Raw genomic sequence first — 16,481 nt, 5'->3', positions numbered from 1 at the left:
AGGCCACTTTGCAATACGTCACCATATTGGGTAGTACTGGTACCATAGGTCAGCAGACGCTGGATGTGATCTCACAGCATGCGGACCGTTATGCCGTGTTCGCCCTGACCGCACACCGCAATGTGGAAGCCATGTTGCAGCAATGCGTGCGTTACCAGCCACAATATGCCGTGATGCAGGATGCAGAGGCTGCGCAAGCGTTGCGTCAGCGATTGCAGGCAGAAGGCTGCAAGATAACAGTGCTGGCTGGGGTTGAAGGCCTGATCGAAGTCTCGGCGCATGAGAGCGTGCATGCCGTGATGGCGGCCATCGTCGGTGCTGCCGGACTGTTACCTGCACTGGCCGCGGCTAAAGCCGGCAAGAAGATATTGCTCGCCAATAAAGAAACGCTGGTGATGGCTGGCCAGCTGTTTATGGATGCCGTCAAGCAGGGGCAGGCGACATTGCTGCCTATAGACAGCGAACATAATGCCATCTTCCAGGCCATGCCGCGCCAGGCGTATGCTGACCTGGCCGAGGTCGGTGTCAACCAGATCATACTGACTGCCTCTGGCGGCCCATTTCGCTGTTATAGCAAGACGCAACTGGCGAAAGTCACGCCCGCCCTGGCGCTGCAACACCCCAACTGGGTGATGGGAGCAAAGATCACAGTCGATTCTTCTACCCTGATGAACAAAGGGTTGGAAGTGATAGAAGCACATTGGCTATTCAATGCCAGACCGCAGCAGATAGAAGTGGTGGTGCATCCACAAAGCGTGATCCACTCCATGGTCTCGTATGTTGATGGCAGCATACTGGCGCAACTGGGCAACCCGGATATGCGTACGCCTATCGCTTATGGCCTGGGATACCCCGAACGCATCGCCTCGGGCGTGAAACCGTTAAGCCTGGTCGAGATCGCCAAACTTGAATTCGAAGCGCCTGATACTGACCGTTTCCCCTGTCTGCAACTCGCCTATGATGCGCTGGCGGCAGGCGGCACCGCACCTGCCGTGCTCAACGCCGCCAATGAGGTGGCGGTGGCTGCTTTTCTGCGCGACGAGATCCATTACCTGGATATCCCGCACCTGTTAGATCAAACACTGCAAACGCTGCCGGTAGAACAAGTGACTTCTATCGATCAGTTGTTGGCGATTGATGCCAGGGCGCGCGCCTGTGTGCAGCTTGCCATGCGCAATCTCTCCGGCGCGGCTGATAAGGCGCTGGCGCTATGATGGCTGCTCTGGCATTTATCGTCGCTATCGGTGTGCTGGTCACCATACACGAGTTCGGCCATTACCTCGCTGCGCGCAGCTGTGGCGTCAGGGTGCTCAAGTTCTCCATCGGTTTTGGCAAACCGATCTTGCAGTACCAGCACACGCCGCAGTCCACCCTGTGGGTGTTATCCTGGATCCCGCTGGGTGGCTACGTGAAAATGCTGGATAGTCGCGAGACTGAAGCGTCAGAGACAGCCGAACAACAGGGTGTGGCCAACGACTGGTCCCGCGCTTTTGACCGGCAAAAAGTCGCTGCCAAAATGTGGATAGTGTTTGCCGGACCACTGGCTAATCTATTGCTGGCATTTGTCTGTTACTGGGGCCTGATCGCGCAGGGCGAGGTCGGCCTGAAACCCTATATCGGGCCGGTAGAGTCGGGCTCGCTGGCGGCCCAGGCCAAGTTGCGCTCTGGTGACCTGGTGGTGAGTCTGGATGGCAAGCCCATAGGCACCTGGCAAGATGCCCAATGGCAGTTGCTTGAAGCCTGGGTGGCACATAAGTCGCTGACGGTAGTGACGCGCACGCCACAGGGCGAGTCACATACGCATGTACTGCCGATGTCAAAGTTGCCAGGCGAGCCTGAAGGCGATGTGCTGCAAAAAGTGGGTATTTCCATGCTGATGCCGGTGATCCCGGCTGTGGTCGGCGAGATACTGCCAGGCTCGGTGGCAGAAAAAAGTGGCTTGCAGGTGGGCGACCATATACTCAGGGTGAATAATAAGCCGGTAGAAGACTGGCAACAATTCGTGAAATGGGTCAGGGCCAACCCGTCACAGCCGCTCAAAGTGGAATATCAGCGTGGCAGCGAGACCCTGCAGGTGAAATTGCTGCCGGAAACGGTGGTAGAAGCCGGGCAAAAGATAGGCCGTCTGGGTGCCGGCGTGAATATGGATGCAGTCGACCTGACGCCCTACCGCGTAGAGCGGCAGTACTCGGTGGCCGAAGCCGCGCTACGCGCAGTGCACAGAGTGCAGGAAACCATTGTTTTCACATTGAAGATGATAGGCAAGATGCTGACCGGCCAGGCGTCTTTAAAAGCCATCAGTGGCCCTGTCAGTATTGCAGATGCGGCTGGTGAGACCGCCGGTTTGGGCCTTAAACCGTATATAGGCTTTATCGCGCTGCTGAGTATCAGCATCGCAGTCATGAATCTGCTACCAATACCAGTATTGGATGGCGGGCATTTGTTGTATCATATGGCGGAATTGATTCGAGGAGAACCTTTGCCTGACAGGGTGCTGGAGATTGGTCAGCGCCTTGGTTTGGGGTTATTGGGTGTATTGATGTTTATTGCGTTTTTTAATGACATTAATCGCTACCTGGTAGGTTGAGAGCATAGTTAATGAGAATAAAGTCTAGTTCCAAGTTATTGTTGTGCCTGTTAACAGCAATCATCCATCTGAAAGCCTACGCGACAGAGCCGTTTGTCATCTCTGACATTCGCGTCGAAGGCTTGCAGCGTACCGAAGCCGGTACGGTGTTCAATTACCTGCCTATGCAGGTAGGTGATGTGATGAGCGACGAAAAGGCCGCACAAGCGATCAAATCCCTGTATTCCACCGGTTTTTTCAAGGATGTACGTATTGAAAATGAGGGTGATGTACTGGTGGTCACGGTACAGGAACGTCCATCCATTTCGCAGATAGACTTTAGCGGTAACAAATCTTTCCCTACTGACAAGATGAAAGAAGGCCTCAAACAGATCGGCATCGCCGAAGGCCAGATCTTCGACAAGGCGCAACTTGACCGCGCCGAACAGGAGATCAAACGCCAGTATCTGTCACAAGGTAAATACAGCGCCGAAGTGAAAGCCGTTTCCAGCCCGCTGGAACGCAACCGCGTCTCCATCCGTTTTGAGATCACCGAAGGCCCGGCGGCCAAGATCCGCGATATCAATATCGTCGGTAATCACCTGTTCACCACTGAAGATCTGCGCGCCAACTTTTTGTTGACCACGCCTAACTGGATGAGCTGGTGGAATAAGGATGACCAGTATTCCAAGCAGAAACTGACCGCTGACCTTGAAGCGCTGCGTTCGTTTTACATGAACCAGGGTTACCTGGAGTTCTCTATCGATTCCACCCAGGTATCGATCTCGCCGGACAAGCGTGACGTGTATATCAACGTCAATATCACTGAAGGCGAAAAATACAATATCAGCAAGACCAAGCTGGCTGGCGACATGTTGCTGCCAGAAGAAGACTTGAGGAAGCTGATCAATATTCAGGACGGTGATGTGTTCAACCGTCAAAAAGTCACCGATGCCAGCAAGAACATCAATGACAAGCTGGGTGAAGAAGGCTATGCCTTTGCCAACGTCAACGCGGTGCCAGAGATCAACAAACTTGAGCATACGGTCGCATTTACTTTCTTTGTCGACCCGGGCCGTAAAGTCTATGTGCGTCGTATCAATGTACAAGGCAACACCAGGACGCGTGACGCAGTGGTACGCCGCGAGATGCGCCAGCTGGAATCCGCCTGGTATGCCGGCGACAAGATCAAGCGTTCCAAAGAGCGTATCCAGCGTCTGAACTTCTTTGACAGTGTAGAACTGGAGACGCCATCTGTCCCAGGCATCAATGACCAGGTGGATATGACGGTGACAGTGGCCGAAAAAGCCACCGGCAGCGTGCAGTTCGGTGCCGGTCTGTCTAGTAGTGATGGTGTGGTACTGGGCTTTAACGTCAACCAGCCTAACTTCCTTGGTACTGGTAACCGGGTGGCCCTGCAGGTGAACACCAGCAGCTACAACACGGTGTATTCATTGTCATACACCGACCCTTATTTCACGCCGGATGGCATCAGCCGTGGCTTCGATGTCTATAGGCGCGATGTGGATACCAGCAGAAGAAACTCTTCTACCCTGAACGTCGGTACTTACAATAGCCAGTCTTACGGTGTCGGTATGCGTTTCGGCATGCCTATGTCGGAAATGGATTTCCTCAGTGCTGGTGTCACGCTGGATATGACCAGCGTAGACCTGTCTGCTGACAGTCCTATCCAGTACCTGAGATTCTGCGAGAATAGCAGCGGTTGTAGCAGTAACTCTATCGTATTGAACGCAGGCTGGACCTTCGACTCCAGGGATAATATCCTGTTCCCGCGGCGTGGTGTGCTGCAACGCTTGTCAGGCGATGTCTCACTGCCAGGCCTGGACTTGCAATACTATAAAATGAGTTACCAGCACAGCTGGTTCAAAGACATGGGTAAAGATTTCACCCTGATGCTGAATGGTGAAGCGGGTTATGCCAAGAGCTATGGTGGCAAAAACTATCCGTTCTTCAAGAACTTCTATGCCGGTGGTGTGAACAGTGTGCGTGGTTTCCTGAACTCTTCACTGGGTCCGCGTGATGTTAACCCGGTGTCGGGCTCTGACTTTGCCATCGGTGGTACAAAACGCCTGGTGGGTAACATCGAATTATTCATGCCTGTGCCTTTTGTGTCGCAGTCTAATCAATTCAGGTTAAGCGCGTTTATCGATGGCGGTGGTGTGTTTGGCGAAAACGATTCCATCAACTCTGATTATCTGAGATTCTCAACCGGCGTCGGTGTGACCTGGGTCTCACCATTTGGCCCGTTGAAGCTGGTGCTGGCCAAGCCGCTGAAAGAAAAAGAGAACGACGATACGCAAACCTTACAATTTCAGTTTGGTCAGCAGTTTTAATGGCAGACTGGCTTAAGTCGGCAACAATGCCCGGGCGGAAAGGAATCGCTGCATGAGAAATATCTTTGTGTTGTGGCTAAGCCTGTTGCTATGGAGCGGCCAGGTCTGGTCCGCCGATTTCAAGGTGGGCTATGTGCAGGTAGACAAGTTGCTGCAAGAAGCGCCACAGACAGTGGAAACAGGTAAGAAGCTGGAAAAAGAGTTCAGCCCGCGTTCGCTGGATCTGGAAAAACTGCAAAAGCAGATCCGTGACCTCGAAGCCCAGCTGGATCATGAACGTAGCAACGTGAATGAATCAGAGCGCCGCGTCAAGGAACGTCAGCTGAACAATATGCGTCTGGAGTTTCAGAGCAAACAGCGTGAATTGCGCGAAGATATCAACCTGCGCAAGAATGAAGAGCTGGCTGTGCTGCAGGAACGTATCAATAAAGCGGTACAAACAGTGGCAGAGAGCGAAGGCTATGACCTGGTAGCTTATAGCGGCATCGCTTATGCCAGCAAGCGTATCGATATCACTGATAAAGTCCTCAAGCTGCTGGGCAAGAAATAAACTTGCGCTATCAGGCAGGAAAGCATTTTTAAGGTCAAATAAGTCCATGGCGCAACTTTTTTCATTGCAAGACATTGCGGCGTCATTGGGTGGCGAAGTCAATGTCGGACTATCTGCCGCCAGCCCCGGTAAAATAGTGGTCTCACGCATGTCTTCGCTGGCACATGCGCAAGCTGGCTCCATCAGTTTTTTCAATGACACCAAATACACGCAGTCGCTGCAGACCACGCAAGCAACCGCGGTTATCCTGCGCCCAGAGCATCAGCATCTGACAAGTCTGCCAGTAATACTGACTGACAATCCTTATGCTTATTTTGCCAGATTGTCTGCGCTGTTGAATCCGCCCAAGCAATACACGCATCATGTGCATGCCAGTGCGGTGATAGGCTATGAGACCAAATTGCCTTCTGACCTGACCATAGATGCCATGGTCACCGTGGGTGACCGCGTGACGCTGGGTAAAGGCGTGCGTATAGGTGCAGGCTGCGTGATCGAAGATGATGTGGTGATCGGTGCCCATACCATCCTGGAACCCAGGGTGGTCATCAAGCATGGCAGCATCATAGGCCATGATTGCCACTTTTTTTCCGGCGCGGTGATTGGAAATGATGGCTTTGGCTATGCCGAAGAACAAGGCCAATGGGTTAAAATACCGCAAGTAGGGCGGGTGGTGATAGGCAATCATGTCGATATCGGTGCCAATACCACTATAGACCGCGGCGCTTTGGATGATACTGTCATTGAAGATGGTGTGAAGTTGGACAATTTGATACAGGTCGCCCATAATGTCCGCATTGGCGCGCATACCGTGATTGCAGGCTGCACAGGCATTGCCGGAAGCGCTGTGATAGGGCAGCATTGCAAGATAGGCGGGGCGGCGATGATCCTGGGTCACCTGCAGATCGTCGACGGCGTGACGATATCGCCGGGCTCCATGATCATGCGCTCCATCCAGCAACCGGGCACTTATACTGCGCTGATGCCTTTCCAGAAACATGAAGACTGGTTGCGCACAGCTGCGAATATCCGGCATTTGGAACAAACCAACCTCAAGCTCAAGCAGCTTGAGCAAGCAATAAGTAGTGTAAAAAAACATACAGAAGATTGAGAGAATTTATGGCTGAGAATGCAATGAATAGCATGGATATTCATGAGATTTTAGAACACCTGCCGCATCGTTACCCGTTTGTACTAGTGGATCGTGTATTGTCGATGGAACTGGGTAAGGAGATTGTGGCGGTAAAAAACGTCTCAGTGAACGAGCCATACTTCCCTGGCCATTTTCCTTACCATCCGGTCATGCCAGGTGTGCTCATCGTCGAAGCCATGGCGCAGGCAGCAGCGTTGCTGTCGTTCAAAACCATGAATACCAAGCCGACCAATGACTCTGTGTATTATTTTGCCGGTATTGATAATGTACGTTTCAAGAAACCTGTCTCGCCTGGAGACCAGATCATTCTGACCGTCAAGATAGACCGTATCCTGAAAGGCATCTGGAAATATAACGCGGTCGCCAGAGTGGCTGACGAAGTGGTGGCTGAAGCCAGCATGATGTGTATTCTCAAAGCCATTGAAAAATAACCTCCTATCTCCGTTCTGCTGGCGGTATGCAGCACACAATTAAAGATGCAAAGCCTGATCCATCCTACTGCCATCATAGACCCCAAAGCCGAACTCGACAGTTCGGTAGAGGTGGGCCCTTTCACGACCATAGGCGCCGGTGTGCGCATAGATGCCGGCACTAAAGTCGGCTCACATGTGGTCATTGAAGGCCCGACCACCATAGGCAAACACAACGAGATCTTCCAGTTTTCTTCGCTGGGGGCAAAACCGCAGGACAAGAAGTTCAAGGACGAACCTACCCTGCTGGAAATCGGTGACCACAATACCATACGCGAATTCTGTACCTTTAACCGCGGCACCATACAGGATAAAGGCACCACCAAGATAGGCGACCATAACTGGATCATGGCCTATGTGCATATCGCGCATGATTGTATCGTCGGTAACCATACCATCATGGCCAACAACTCGTCGCTGGCCGGCCATGTGACCATATACGATCACGCCATCCTCGGTGGTTTCACCCTGGTGCACCAGTTCTGCCAGATCGGCGAGCATATCATCACCGCCGTCGGCTCCGTGGTATTCAAGGATATCCCGCCGTATGTCACAGCCGCCGGCTATGACGCCCAGCCGCATGGCATCAATGCCGAGGGCCTGAAACGCCGTGGCTACAGTGCCGAAGCCATCCAGCAGATCAAACGCGCCTATAAAGTGTTATACAGACAGGGCCTGTCATTTGAAGAGGCCAAGGTAGCGTTAGCTGCGATGGAGCAATCTTGCCCAGAGATTGGCCTGATGACCCGTTTTCTCGCGCAAACCACGCGCGGCATTGTGCGTTAATTCAAAAAATATGGCGAAGATTGCAATGGTGGCGGGCGAAGCCTCCGGTGACTTGCTGGGTTATCACCTGATCCAGGAGCTGAAGTCACTGCAGCCGGATATCGAGATCTTCGGTATCGCCGGGCCAAAAATGATGAGTCTGGGGGCGAAATCACTATACCCGATAGAACGTCTTTCTGTACGCGGCTACCTCGAAGTGCTCAGGCATCTGTGGGGTCTGCTCAAGCTACGCAAAGAGTTACTCAAGCAGATCCTCAAGCAAAAGCCGGATGTGTTTATCGGCATTGATGCGCCTGATTTCAATTTCTGGCTGGAGAAGAAACTCAAGGCCAGGGGCATCGCCACTATCCACTACGTCAGCCCGTCTATCTGGGCCTGGCGCAAGAACCGTATCCACGGTATCAAGCGCGCGGTGTCGCACATCCTGGCGCTGTTTCCGTTTGAACCTGCGCTATATCAACAGATAGGCGTGCCTGTGACCTATATCGGTCACCCGTTGGCGGATGCACTGCCTATGGAGCCGGACGTCGCGCAGATGCGCGAAAAACTCAAATTGAAAAAGAACAGCGTGGTGATCGCGCTACTGCCTGGCAGCCGCCAGTCAGAAGTGATCTTTCATGCCGAGCTGATGCTGGAAAGCGCGATCTCGTTCGAGCGCCTGATGCGCGAGAACGGCAAGAGCGTGCAGTTCCTGGTGCCACTGGTGACGCGGGAAACCCGCGATATCTTCGAGAATGCCTGGCATCAGCTGCTGACACTGAAGCCGGACGTGCATATCGATATGCAGATCATGTTCGGCCACGCGCACGAAGCCATGATCGCCGCCGATGCCATTGTGGTGGCCTCAGGCACAGCCACGCTGGAGGCGGCTTTGCTCAAGAAGCCCATGGTCATCACTTACAAGATGTCGAATATGAGCTGGCAGCTGCTGAAACGCATGCGGCTGCAACCGTATGTGGGCTTGCCGAATATACTGGCCGGTGAATTCATAGTGCCGGAGTTATTGCAAAAAGACGCTAACCCCGAGCAGATCGCACAGACCCTGTATAACCTGCTGGCAGATAAGACCGGCTTGAACGAGTTGCGCGAAAAATACCGCGCTATACACACCCAGCTCAAACAGAACAGTGCGCAGAAAGCCGCCGCTGTCATCAAGCAGTTTCTGCCTGCCGCATGACCGTGCTCTGCGGCATAGACGAAGCGGGCAGGGGGCCATTGGCCGGTGCTGTGTATGCCGCGGCGGTGATCCTTAACCCGGCACGGCCTATCGCCGGGCTGGCTGACTCGAAAAAACTGTCTGAAGCCAGACGCGATGCACTGGCGCTTGAGATCAAGGCACATGCCCTGGCCTGGGGCATCGCCAGTGTCAGCGCGCAAGAGATAGACGAGATCAATATACTGCAAGCCAGCATGCTGGCGATGCAGCGTGCCTATCTGGCCATGGTGACGGATTTCGGCCTGCATGCCACGCTGATTCAGGTGGATGGCAATCGCAGCCCCAGGTTCGATCTGCCGTGCGAGGCTATCGTCAAAGGCGATAGCAAGGTTGCCGAGATATCCGCTGCCTCTATCCTGGCCAAAACTGCCAGGGATGCCTCGCTGCTGGTGCTGGATAGTCAGTATCCGCAATACGGCTTTGCGCAGCACAAAGGCTACCCTACCGCTTTACACCTGCAGCGGCTTGCCGAACATGGCGTGACGGCAGAGCACCGCCTCAGTTACGCGCCAGTGAAACGATTGCTGGGTTAAACTGAGGGTTCACCTAGCGCCCGGCAAACAAAAAACCGCTATTAACTAGCGGTTTTTTCTATTACAGCCAGTTAAAAAAACTATTCGATCAGTAATTCGGTTTTGCCGGTTTTGCCATTCATTTCCTCGGCATCAGGCAGAGGGTCTTTTCTGGCCGTGATGGCAGGCCATACTTGCGACAGGCGCGCATTCAGCTCGATAAAATGTTGCTGGTCAGCCGGGACATCATCTTCTGAGAAAATGGCTTCAGCCGGGCACTCTGCCACGCACAGGGTGCAGTCTATGCACTCATCCGGGTTAATGGCGAGAAAATTGGGGCCTTCAACAAAGCAGTCTACCGGGCAGACATCTACGCAGTCGGTATATTTGCACTGAATACAATTTTCGGTTACTACATATGTCATATTTTCAAATCCTTAGTGGCCAGGTTCACAGCCAGAATATTAGGTACTGCCAAAACGATATTTTATTGCAAATTAGTCTAAATGACGATGCGGCGTTTTGCTTTGGCTCAAACGATCATGCCAGCGCCTACAGTATTGTTAGTACTTTCGTCGATGACGATAAACGCGCCGGTGGCACGATTCTTATCGTAGCTATCCACCATTAACGGTTGCGCCAGTTTAAAGCTGACACGCGCGATATCATTCATTTTGAGGTCGGCAGTGGCCTGTTGTTCCAGGGTGTTCACGTCTACCTTGTATTGAATGTTGCCGATCTTGGCTTTAGATTCGCGGCTGGTATGGCGTACGATGTAGGTGCGCGCAGTAGAAAGCGGTGTTTCAGACAGCCAGCACACATGCGCTTCTATCTGCTTCACCGGCTCTATGGCTTCAGCCGTTTTTACTATCATATCGCCGCGCGAGGTATCGATCTCATCTTCGAGCAGCAGGGTGATACTTTGTTCCGTTTGTGCGCTTTGCAACTGCTGATTACCCAGTTGTATGGCTTTGACCTTGGACTGGTAGCCATTCGGCAATACCGTCACCGCATCACCCACTGCGATATCACCGGACTCTACACGGCCCATAAAGCCTCTGAAATCATGCAGTTCAGGGTTGGCTGAGTCATGCGGACGGCAGACGAACTGTACCGGGAAGCGGAATGCTTCGGCCTGCTCGCTATGGGCAGCCGGCACTGCTTCCAGTGTCTCCAGCAGGGTTGCACCCTGGTACCAGTTCATATTGTCCAGGCGGTCTACCAGCATATCGCCATTCAGGGCAGACATGGGCAGGAACTTGATGTCACGCGCCTGGGCCAGGCCGATCTCGCTGGCAAAGGCGATATAGTCGGCTTTGATCTTCTCGTAAATGGTCTGGTCATAATTCACCAGATCCATTTTGTTGACCGCCACCACAATGTGCGGGATACCTACCAGATGCGCCAGATAGCTATGGCGGCGGGTTTGCGTCAATACGCCCCTGCGTGCATCGATAAGGATGATCGCCAGGTTGGCGGTAGAAGCGGCGGTGACCATGTTGCGGGTATATTGCTCGTGGCCGGGCGCATCGGCAATAATATATTTGCGCGTGCCGGTGCTGAAATAGCGGTAAGCCACATCAATAGTGATGCCTTGTTCACGCTCTGCCTGCAAACCGTCGGTCAGCAATGACAGATCCACGGCTTCCATGCCGCGTTTGCTCGAAGTACGCTCAATATTGCTCAGTGTATCGGCCAGTATGGTCTTGGTGTCGTACAGCAAACGGCCGATCAAAGTGCTTTTGCCATCATCCACGCTGCCGCAAGTCATAAAGCGCAGCAAAGAATCATTGTGTTGTGTTGTCATAATTTTCACTTAATTAAAATGCTTGATAAATTCTTGGGGAACGTTCAGAGCAAGGCGCACGGCGCGGAAAAACCGGAATGTACATTCAGTACATGAGGATTTTGAGCACCGCGCAACGCTGCTATGGATGTTACCCATGGATTTATCTGCATTTTAGAAATAACCTTCTTTTTTACGCTGCTCCATCGAAGCCTCGGAAGTCTGGTCGTCCAGGCGGGTCGCGCCACGCTCGGTAATGGTGGTGGTTGCCGTTTCCAGCACGATCTTGCCCACGTCATCGGCGTCCGAGATCACTGGCGCGGTACAAGTGATATCACCCACAGTGCGGAAGCGCACCTGCATATTGATCACTTCTTCGCTACCTTTAGGCTGGTTGATCACGCCGCCATTCGACAGCGGCACATTGACCGGGAAGATAGAGCCATGACGCATGACGATATCGCGTTGATGCGCAAAGTAGATGCTGGGTAACTCCAGTTTTTCGCGCTCTATATATTGCCAGACATCCATTTCCGTCCAGTTCGAGATCGGGAAAGCGCGTATGTTCTCGCCTTTGTGCACGCGGGCGTTATACAGGTTCCACAATTCAGGACGCTGGTTTTTCGGGTCCCACTGGCCGAACTCATCACGGAAACTCATGATGCGCTCTTTGGCGCGGGCTTTTTCTTCGTCCCTGCGTGCGCCGCCTATGCAGCAATCAAAACCGAACTCTTCAATCGCTTCCAGCAAAGTCACCGACTGGTGCTTGTTACGCGGTTCATCGGCTGATTTCAGCACCACGGTGCCGCGTTTCATCGAGTCTTCCACCGAACGCACGATCAGGCGCTCACCCAGTTCAGCTGCACGCTGGTCCCTGAAGTTGACCACTTCCAGATAGTTGTGGCCGGTATCTATATGCAATAGCGGGAAAGGGAAGCGGCCAGGGCGGAACGCTTTTTCAGCCAGGCGCAGTATGCATAATGAGTCTTTACCACCCGAAAACAGCAATACCGGGTTGGCGCATTGACCGGCGACTTCGCGCAGAATATGAATGGCTTCGGCTTCCAGCCAGTCGAGGTGAGACAAAGGTTGTTTTGTAGTCATTTCAATCTTCTATCAATCAGCTACAGATGCTTGGTAAGTGCATCTGTCGTTACTTTTTAACATGCAGTCCGCATTCTTTACTGGTCGGGTCTTCCCACCACCAGCGGCCGGCACGGATATCTTCGCCCATGGCCACCGCTCGCGTACAAGGCGCGCAGCCTATGCTGGGGTAAAACTGGTCGTGCAAATCATTGTAGGGCACGCTATACATGCGGATATAAGCCCATACTTCTTTTTCAGTCCAGTCACTTAAAGGATTGAATTTTTCCAGCTTGTTGCCAGCATCGTATTCACGCGTAGGCAGGTTGCTGCGGGTAGTGGCTTGTTCTGCACGCATGCCAGTGATCCAGGCTTGCTTGCCGGAAAGGGCGCGCTGCAAAGGTTCTACTTTACGCATGTGGCAGCAGGCTTTGCGCAGCTCTATGCTTTCATAGAATGCATTGATGCCCTGCGTACGCACATAGCTTTCAACTGCTTCGTGTTTTGGAAAAAACACCATGGGTTTGATCACATAAGTATTTTCCACGTCAGCCATCAGCGTGTAGGTTTCAGCAGGCAGGCGGCCGGTATCCAGTGAGAAGATCTCGATCGCGAGATTTTCTCTGGCAATGATATCGGTCAGCACCATGTCTTCTGCGCCATAGCTGTTGGCAAATGTGATCGCAGGAAACTCGGCTGCAGCAGACTTTAACAAGTCCAGTAATTGTGCACGTTTAGCTTGTACGCTGGCAACCAGAGCATCCGTTAATTCAGGGCTGGTAGCCGGGTTTTTAAACGCCGGCTTCAGCATGCTGACAGCACCACTCATGTGCGGTTGACTCTCCGCCACACAGGTACGTCATCTACCGCGCCCTGATATGGCTGGCTGAAATCATTCAGGCTGGCAACTGCTTCTTGTGCCGAACGGTCGGCACGGATCAGAAAGCTGTTAAAGCCGGAACGTTTATGGAAAAACAGTTGGTCGCGTAATACGTCGCCTATGGCACGCAATTCGTTTTTATAGGCAAAACGGGTGCGCAACCAGTTGCCCAGCGTGAAGATACGGCCATCGGCAAAGCGTTCAACAAACACGGCCACCAATGGCAGGGTGTTGATGTCGGTAAACTCAGCCTGCAGAGCTTCGGCTGTTTCATGCGTTGCCAGCACAATGCCAACGTCACCTGTGTCAAAACGCGCTTGCAGTTCAGCCTTGCGCGCCTGCCAGATGGTCAGCGGCACCAGCACTTTGCCAGTGGCCGGAATTTGCGTGTCAGCAATTTGCTCAGGTGTAAAAGTGGCTTCGCCGGTCAGTTTGAACAGCACCACTTTACCGGCCTGTTTACGCACGGACTCTTCGCCCGGGGCAGGCGGAATCACGCGCGTCCATTCGTCCTGCACGATCTCGGCGACGCCTGCGGCATTCAAGCGGATCAGGTTACTCATGCCGTGGCTCCTTTTTTCTGGTCTGCGTAGACATGCGCTTTGAACGGGGCGATGCCCAGGCGGCGTGCGGTGTCGATAAAACGCTCATCTTCATGACGTTCGCGGATATACACTTCTATCAGTTTCTGCACCACGCCAGGCATCTCTTCGGCCGAGAAAGAAGGACCGATCACGCTGCCTATGCTGGCATCGTTACCCTGTTTGCCACCTATGGTGACCTGGTACCATTCGGAACCGTCTTTATCCACACCGAGTACGCCGATATGGCCCACGTGGTGATGGCCGCAGGCGTTCATGCAACCTGAGATATTGAGTTCGATGTCGCCGATCTCGTACAGGTAGTCGAGGTCATCGAATTGCAGCTGTATCGCTTCAGCGATCGGGATGGATTTGGCATTGGCCAGGCTGCAGAAATCGCCGCCAGGGCAGCAGATGATATCGGTCAGCAAGCCTATGTTAGGCGTTGCCAGGCCTGCTGCACGTGCTTTTTCCCACACTGCAAACAGGTCAGACAGTTTGACATCGGCCAGGATCAGGTTCTGCTCATGCGAAGAACGCAGTTCACCAAAGCTGTAAGCGTCGGCCAGATCGGCCACCACATGCATCTGCTCGCTGGTGACATCGCCTGGCGCTTTGCCATGCGGTTTCAGTGACAGAGTCACTGCGCGGTAGCCAGGCACACGGTGCGCTTGCACATTGCGTTTCACCCAGGCGGCAAAGGCCGGGTTGCAGGCAATAGCGGCGTCGAATGAGGCCTCGTTCGCCGGCAATGTCTCATAGGGCATAGGCTCAAAATGTTTGGCCACACGGTCAAGCTCGCTCTGCGTGATGGTGAGTGGGCCATCTTTTAAATGCGCCCATTCTTCTTCTACCTGGCGCTTGAATTCTTCTATGCCCAGCGCTTTGGCCAGGATCTTGATACGTGCTTTATAGGCATTATCACGGCGGCCATGTACGTTATAGACACGGATCACGGCTTCGCAGTAGGAAAGGATATGACGCCATTCCAGGTGCTCGCGTATGACCATGCCCAGGATAGGCGTACGGCCCAGGCCACCGCCGACCCAGACTTTGATCGCCATCTCGTCGTTGCTGTCCTTGTAGAACTCCAGGCCGATATCGTGCGCCTGCACGATGGCCCTGTCCTGGGTGGTCCCGGAAACTGCGATCTTGAATTTACGCGGTAACAGGGCGAATTCCGGGTGGAAGGTGCTCCATTGGCGCATGATCTCGGCGATGGCGCGCGGATCTATGATCTCGTCCGGGGCGATACCGGCGAACTGGTCGGTGGTGATATTGCGTATGCAATTGCCCGAAGTCTGGATGGCGTGCATCTCGACAGTGGCAAGTTCAGCCAGGATATCCGGCGTATCTTCCAGCTTGGGCCAGTTCAATTGCAGGTTCTGGCGGGTGCTGAAATGGCCGTAACCACGGTCATACTTTTTAGTGATATCCGCCAGTTTGCGCAGCTGTCTGCTGGCGAGCAGGCCATAAGGGATGGCGATGCGCAGCATAGGTGCATGGCGCTGTATATACAGGCCGTTCTGCAAACGCAGCGGGCGGTATTCTTCATCTGAGAGCTCGCCAGCGATATAGCGGCGGGTCTGGTCGCGGTATTGCGCGACACGTTCGTTGACAATCTGTTGGTCTATAGGGTCGTATTTGTACATGCTTGAATCACTTTTTCGCCATATGCGAAGAGGCAGTATTTTAATGGAAAACCAGCTTAAAGCCTACATAAATCAATATCATAGCCAGCACAATACGCACCCAGTGCTCGGCAACCCTTGAACTGAGGTGGCTGCCAAGGTAGATGCCGGGGATAGAACCTATCAATAATGTACCCAGCAAGGTGTAGTCTATAGTGCCCAGAGAGGCATGGCCTGCACCTGCCACCAGTGTCAATGGCACCGCATGCGCGATATCACTGCCGACAATAGTGGTGATCTTTTCTTTAGGGTAGAGCATGATGAGCGCTGTTACGCCCAGTGCGCCGGCACCTACTGAAGTGAGTGTCACCAGGCCACCCAGTATTACTCCGAGTATGACGGTTGCCAGGGGAACATGGCGTTCAGGCACCCACTCTCCATTTGAAACTAAAGAATGCAGCCTGTTGCGCAGCAATACGGCGATAGAAGTGACAATCAGGGCAATGCCTAACCAGAATTTGATGGCTGAAACGACATTGTCAGATTGCAGGTCCGTGTTGTGCAACACCCATAACGTGACCACTGAGGCGGGTACGCTACCGATGGCCAGGCGTTTGACAATCACCCAGTCTATGTTCCCTAGCTTGCCATGTGCAAAAATACCAACGGATTTGGTGACAGATGCATACAGCAGGTCTGTGCCTACAGCTACTGCCGGTTTGATGTTATAAATCAGCAGCAGGATAGGGGTCATTAACGAGCCGCCACCTACGCCGGTAAGGCCCACCAAAAAGCCGACCACAAAGCCCGCCAGTATGTATCCGAATTCCATGAGGAGTATCTTCTAAACTTTAGTGCGCGAAATGTACCAGATTTTTAATTATTGATTTAATAACCAGTTGTTCTATGATATAGC

Annotated in this window: 16 protein-coding genes; 9 read left to right on the top strand and 7 right to left on the bottom strand. The window is 53.1% G+C overall.

Annotated features, from left to right (window positions below; translation table 11 throughout):
- Positions 1-8: 8 nt before the first annotated feature.
- Genes ispC through rnhB form a run of 9 tightly spaced genes read left to right on the top strand, consistent with a single transcriptional unit; the run spans position 9 to position 9,625 of the window.
- The gene (ispC, locus tag ACT6RZ_RS05050) at positions 9-1,214 is read left to right on the top strand and encodes a 1-deoxy-D-xylulose-5-phosphate reductoisomerase (protein ID WP_444701094.1); all 1,206 of its coding nucleotides are present in this window, start codon (positions 9-11) and stop codon (positions 1,212-1,214) included.
- Positions 1,211-2,587: an RIP metalloprotease RseP gene (gene rseP, locus ACT6RZ_RS05045; protein ID WP_444701093.1), complete on the top strand. Its 1,377-nt coding sequence runs from the start codon at positions 1,211-1,213 to the stop codon at positions 2,585-2,587. The genes ispC and rseP overlap by 4 nt, the downstream gene beginning before the upstream one ends.
- Positions 2,588-2,598: 11 nt before the next feature.
- Entirely contained in the window at positions 2,599-4,920 is a 2,322-nt protein-coding gene (gene bamA, locus ACT6RZ_RS05040; protein ID WP_444701092.1) for an outer membrane protein assembly factor BamA, read from the top strand.
- 52 nt (positions 4,921-4,972) lie between these two features.
- On the top strand, positions 4,973-5,470 hold the full coding sequence (locus tag ACT6RZ_RS05035; RefSeq protein ID WP_444701091.1) for an OmpH family outer membrane protein: 498 nt from the start codon (positions 4,973-4,975) through the stop codon (positions 5,468-5,470).
- A gap of 46 nt (positions 5,471-5,516) precedes the next feature.
- Complete coding sequence (gene lpxD, locus ACT6RZ_RS05030) at positions 5,517-6,578, top strand: UDP-3-O-(3-hydroxymyristoyl)glucosamine N-acyltransferase (protein ID WP_444701090.1); 1,062 nt, start codon at positions 5,517-5,519, stop codon at positions 6,576-6,578.
- An 8-nt stretch (positions 6,579-6,586) separates the two neighbouring features.
- A complete protein-coding gene (fabZ, locus tag ACT6RZ_RS05025) occupies positions 6,587-7,051 on the top strand; it encodes a 3-hydroxyacyl-ACP dehydratase FabZ (protein ID WP_444701089.1) in 465 nt (154 codons plus the stop codon).
- 45 nt (positions 7,052-7,096) lie between these two features.
- Positions 7,097-7,876 (top strand): acyl-ACP--UDP-N-acetylglucosamine O-acyltransferase, encoded by a 780-nt coding sequence (lpxA, locus tag ACT6RZ_RS05020; RefSeq protein WP_444701088.1) that lies wholly within the window; start codon positions 7,097-7,099, stop codon positions 7,874-7,876.
- 10 nt (positions 7,877-7,886) lie between these two features.
- Positions 7,887-9,053 (top strand): lipid-A-disaccharide synthase, encoded by a 1,167-nt coding sequence (lpxB, locus tag ACT6RZ_RS05015; RefSeq protein ID WP_444701087.1) that lies wholly within the window; start codon positions 7,887-7,889, stop codon positions 9,051-9,053.
- Positions 9,050-9,625: a ribonuclease HII gene (gene rnhB / locus ACT6RZ_RS05010; RefSeq protein ID WP_444701086.1), complete on the top strand. Its 576-nt coding sequence runs from the start codon at positions 9,050-9,052 to the stop codon at positions 9,623-9,625. The genes lpxB and rnhB overlap by 4 nt, the downstream gene beginning before the upstream one ends.
- Positions 9,626-9,705: 80 nt before the next feature.
- Here the strand turns inward: rnhB and fdxA are convergent, their stop codons facing one another.
- The 7 genes from fdxA to ACT6RZ_RS04975 all read right to left on the bottom strand — a co-directional run bounded on the left by fdxA (position 9,706) and on the right by ACT6RZ_RS04975 (position 16,397).
- Positions 9,706-10,029 carry a ferredoxin FdxA gene (fdxA, locus tag ACT6RZ_RS05005; protein WP_444701085.1) on the bottom strand — a complete coding sequence of 108 codons (324 nt, stop codon included), beginning with the start codon at positions 10,027-10,029 and terminating at the stop codon, positions 9,706-9,708.
- Between the two features lie 107 nt (positions 10,030-10,136).
- The gene (cysN, locus tag ACT6RZ_RS05000) at positions 10,137-11,411 is read right to left on the bottom strand and encodes a sulfate adenylyltransferase subunit CysN (RefSeq protein ID WP_444701084.1); all 1,275 of its coding nucleotides are present in this window, start codon (positions 11,409-11,411) and stop codon (positions 10,137-10,139) included.
- A 153-nt stretch (positions 11,412-11,564) separates the two neighbouring features.
- Entirely contained in the window at positions 11,565-12,494 is a 930-nt protein-coding gene (gene cysD, locus ACT6RZ_RS04995; protein WP_444701083.1) for a sulfate adenylyltransferase subunit CysD, read from the bottom strand.
- A gap of 49 nt (positions 12,495-12,543) precedes the next feature.
- The gene (locus tag ACT6RZ_RS04990) at positions 12,544-13,302 is read right to left on the bottom strand and encodes a phosphoadenylyl-sulfate reductase (RefSeq protein ID WP_444701082.1); all 759 of its coding nucleotides are present in this window, start codon (positions 13,300-13,302) and stop codon (positions 12,544-12,546) included.
- Positions 13,299-13,916, bottom strand: coding sequence for a DUF934 domain-containing protein (locus ACT6RZ_RS04985; protein ID WP_444701081.1), 618 nt, complete (start codon positions 13,914-13,916; stop codon positions 13,299-13,301). The genes ACT6RZ_RS04990 and ACT6RZ_RS04985 overlap by 4 nt, the downstream gene beginning before the upstream one ends.
- The gene (locus ACT6RZ_RS04980; RefSeq protein WP_444701080.1) at positions 13,913-15,586 is read right to left on the bottom strand and encodes a nitrite/sulfite reductase; all 1,674 of its coding nucleotides are present in this window, start codon (positions 15,584-15,586) and stop codon (positions 13,913-13,915) included. Before ACT6RZ_RS04980 ends, ACT6RZ_RS04985 begins: the two co-directional genes overlap by 4 nt.
- Positions 15,587-15,626: 40 nt before the next feature.
- Positions 15,627-16,397 (bottom strand): sulfite exporter TauE/SafE family protein, encoded by a 771-nt coding sequence (locus tag ACT6RZ_RS04975; protein WP_444701079.1) that lies wholly within the window; start codon positions 16,395-16,397, stop codon positions 15,627-15,629.
- Between the last annotated feature and the right edge of the window lie 84 nt (positions 16,398-16,481).

Source organism: Methylophilus sp., assembly GCF_052437885.1.
In the GTDB taxonomy this organism is placed as follows: Bacteria; Pseudomonadota; Gammaproteobacteria; order Burkholderiales; family Methylophilaceae; genus Methylophilus.
Note: the sequence above shows the minus strand (reverse complement) of the source record. Positions and strands in the feature narration are given on the sequence as shown.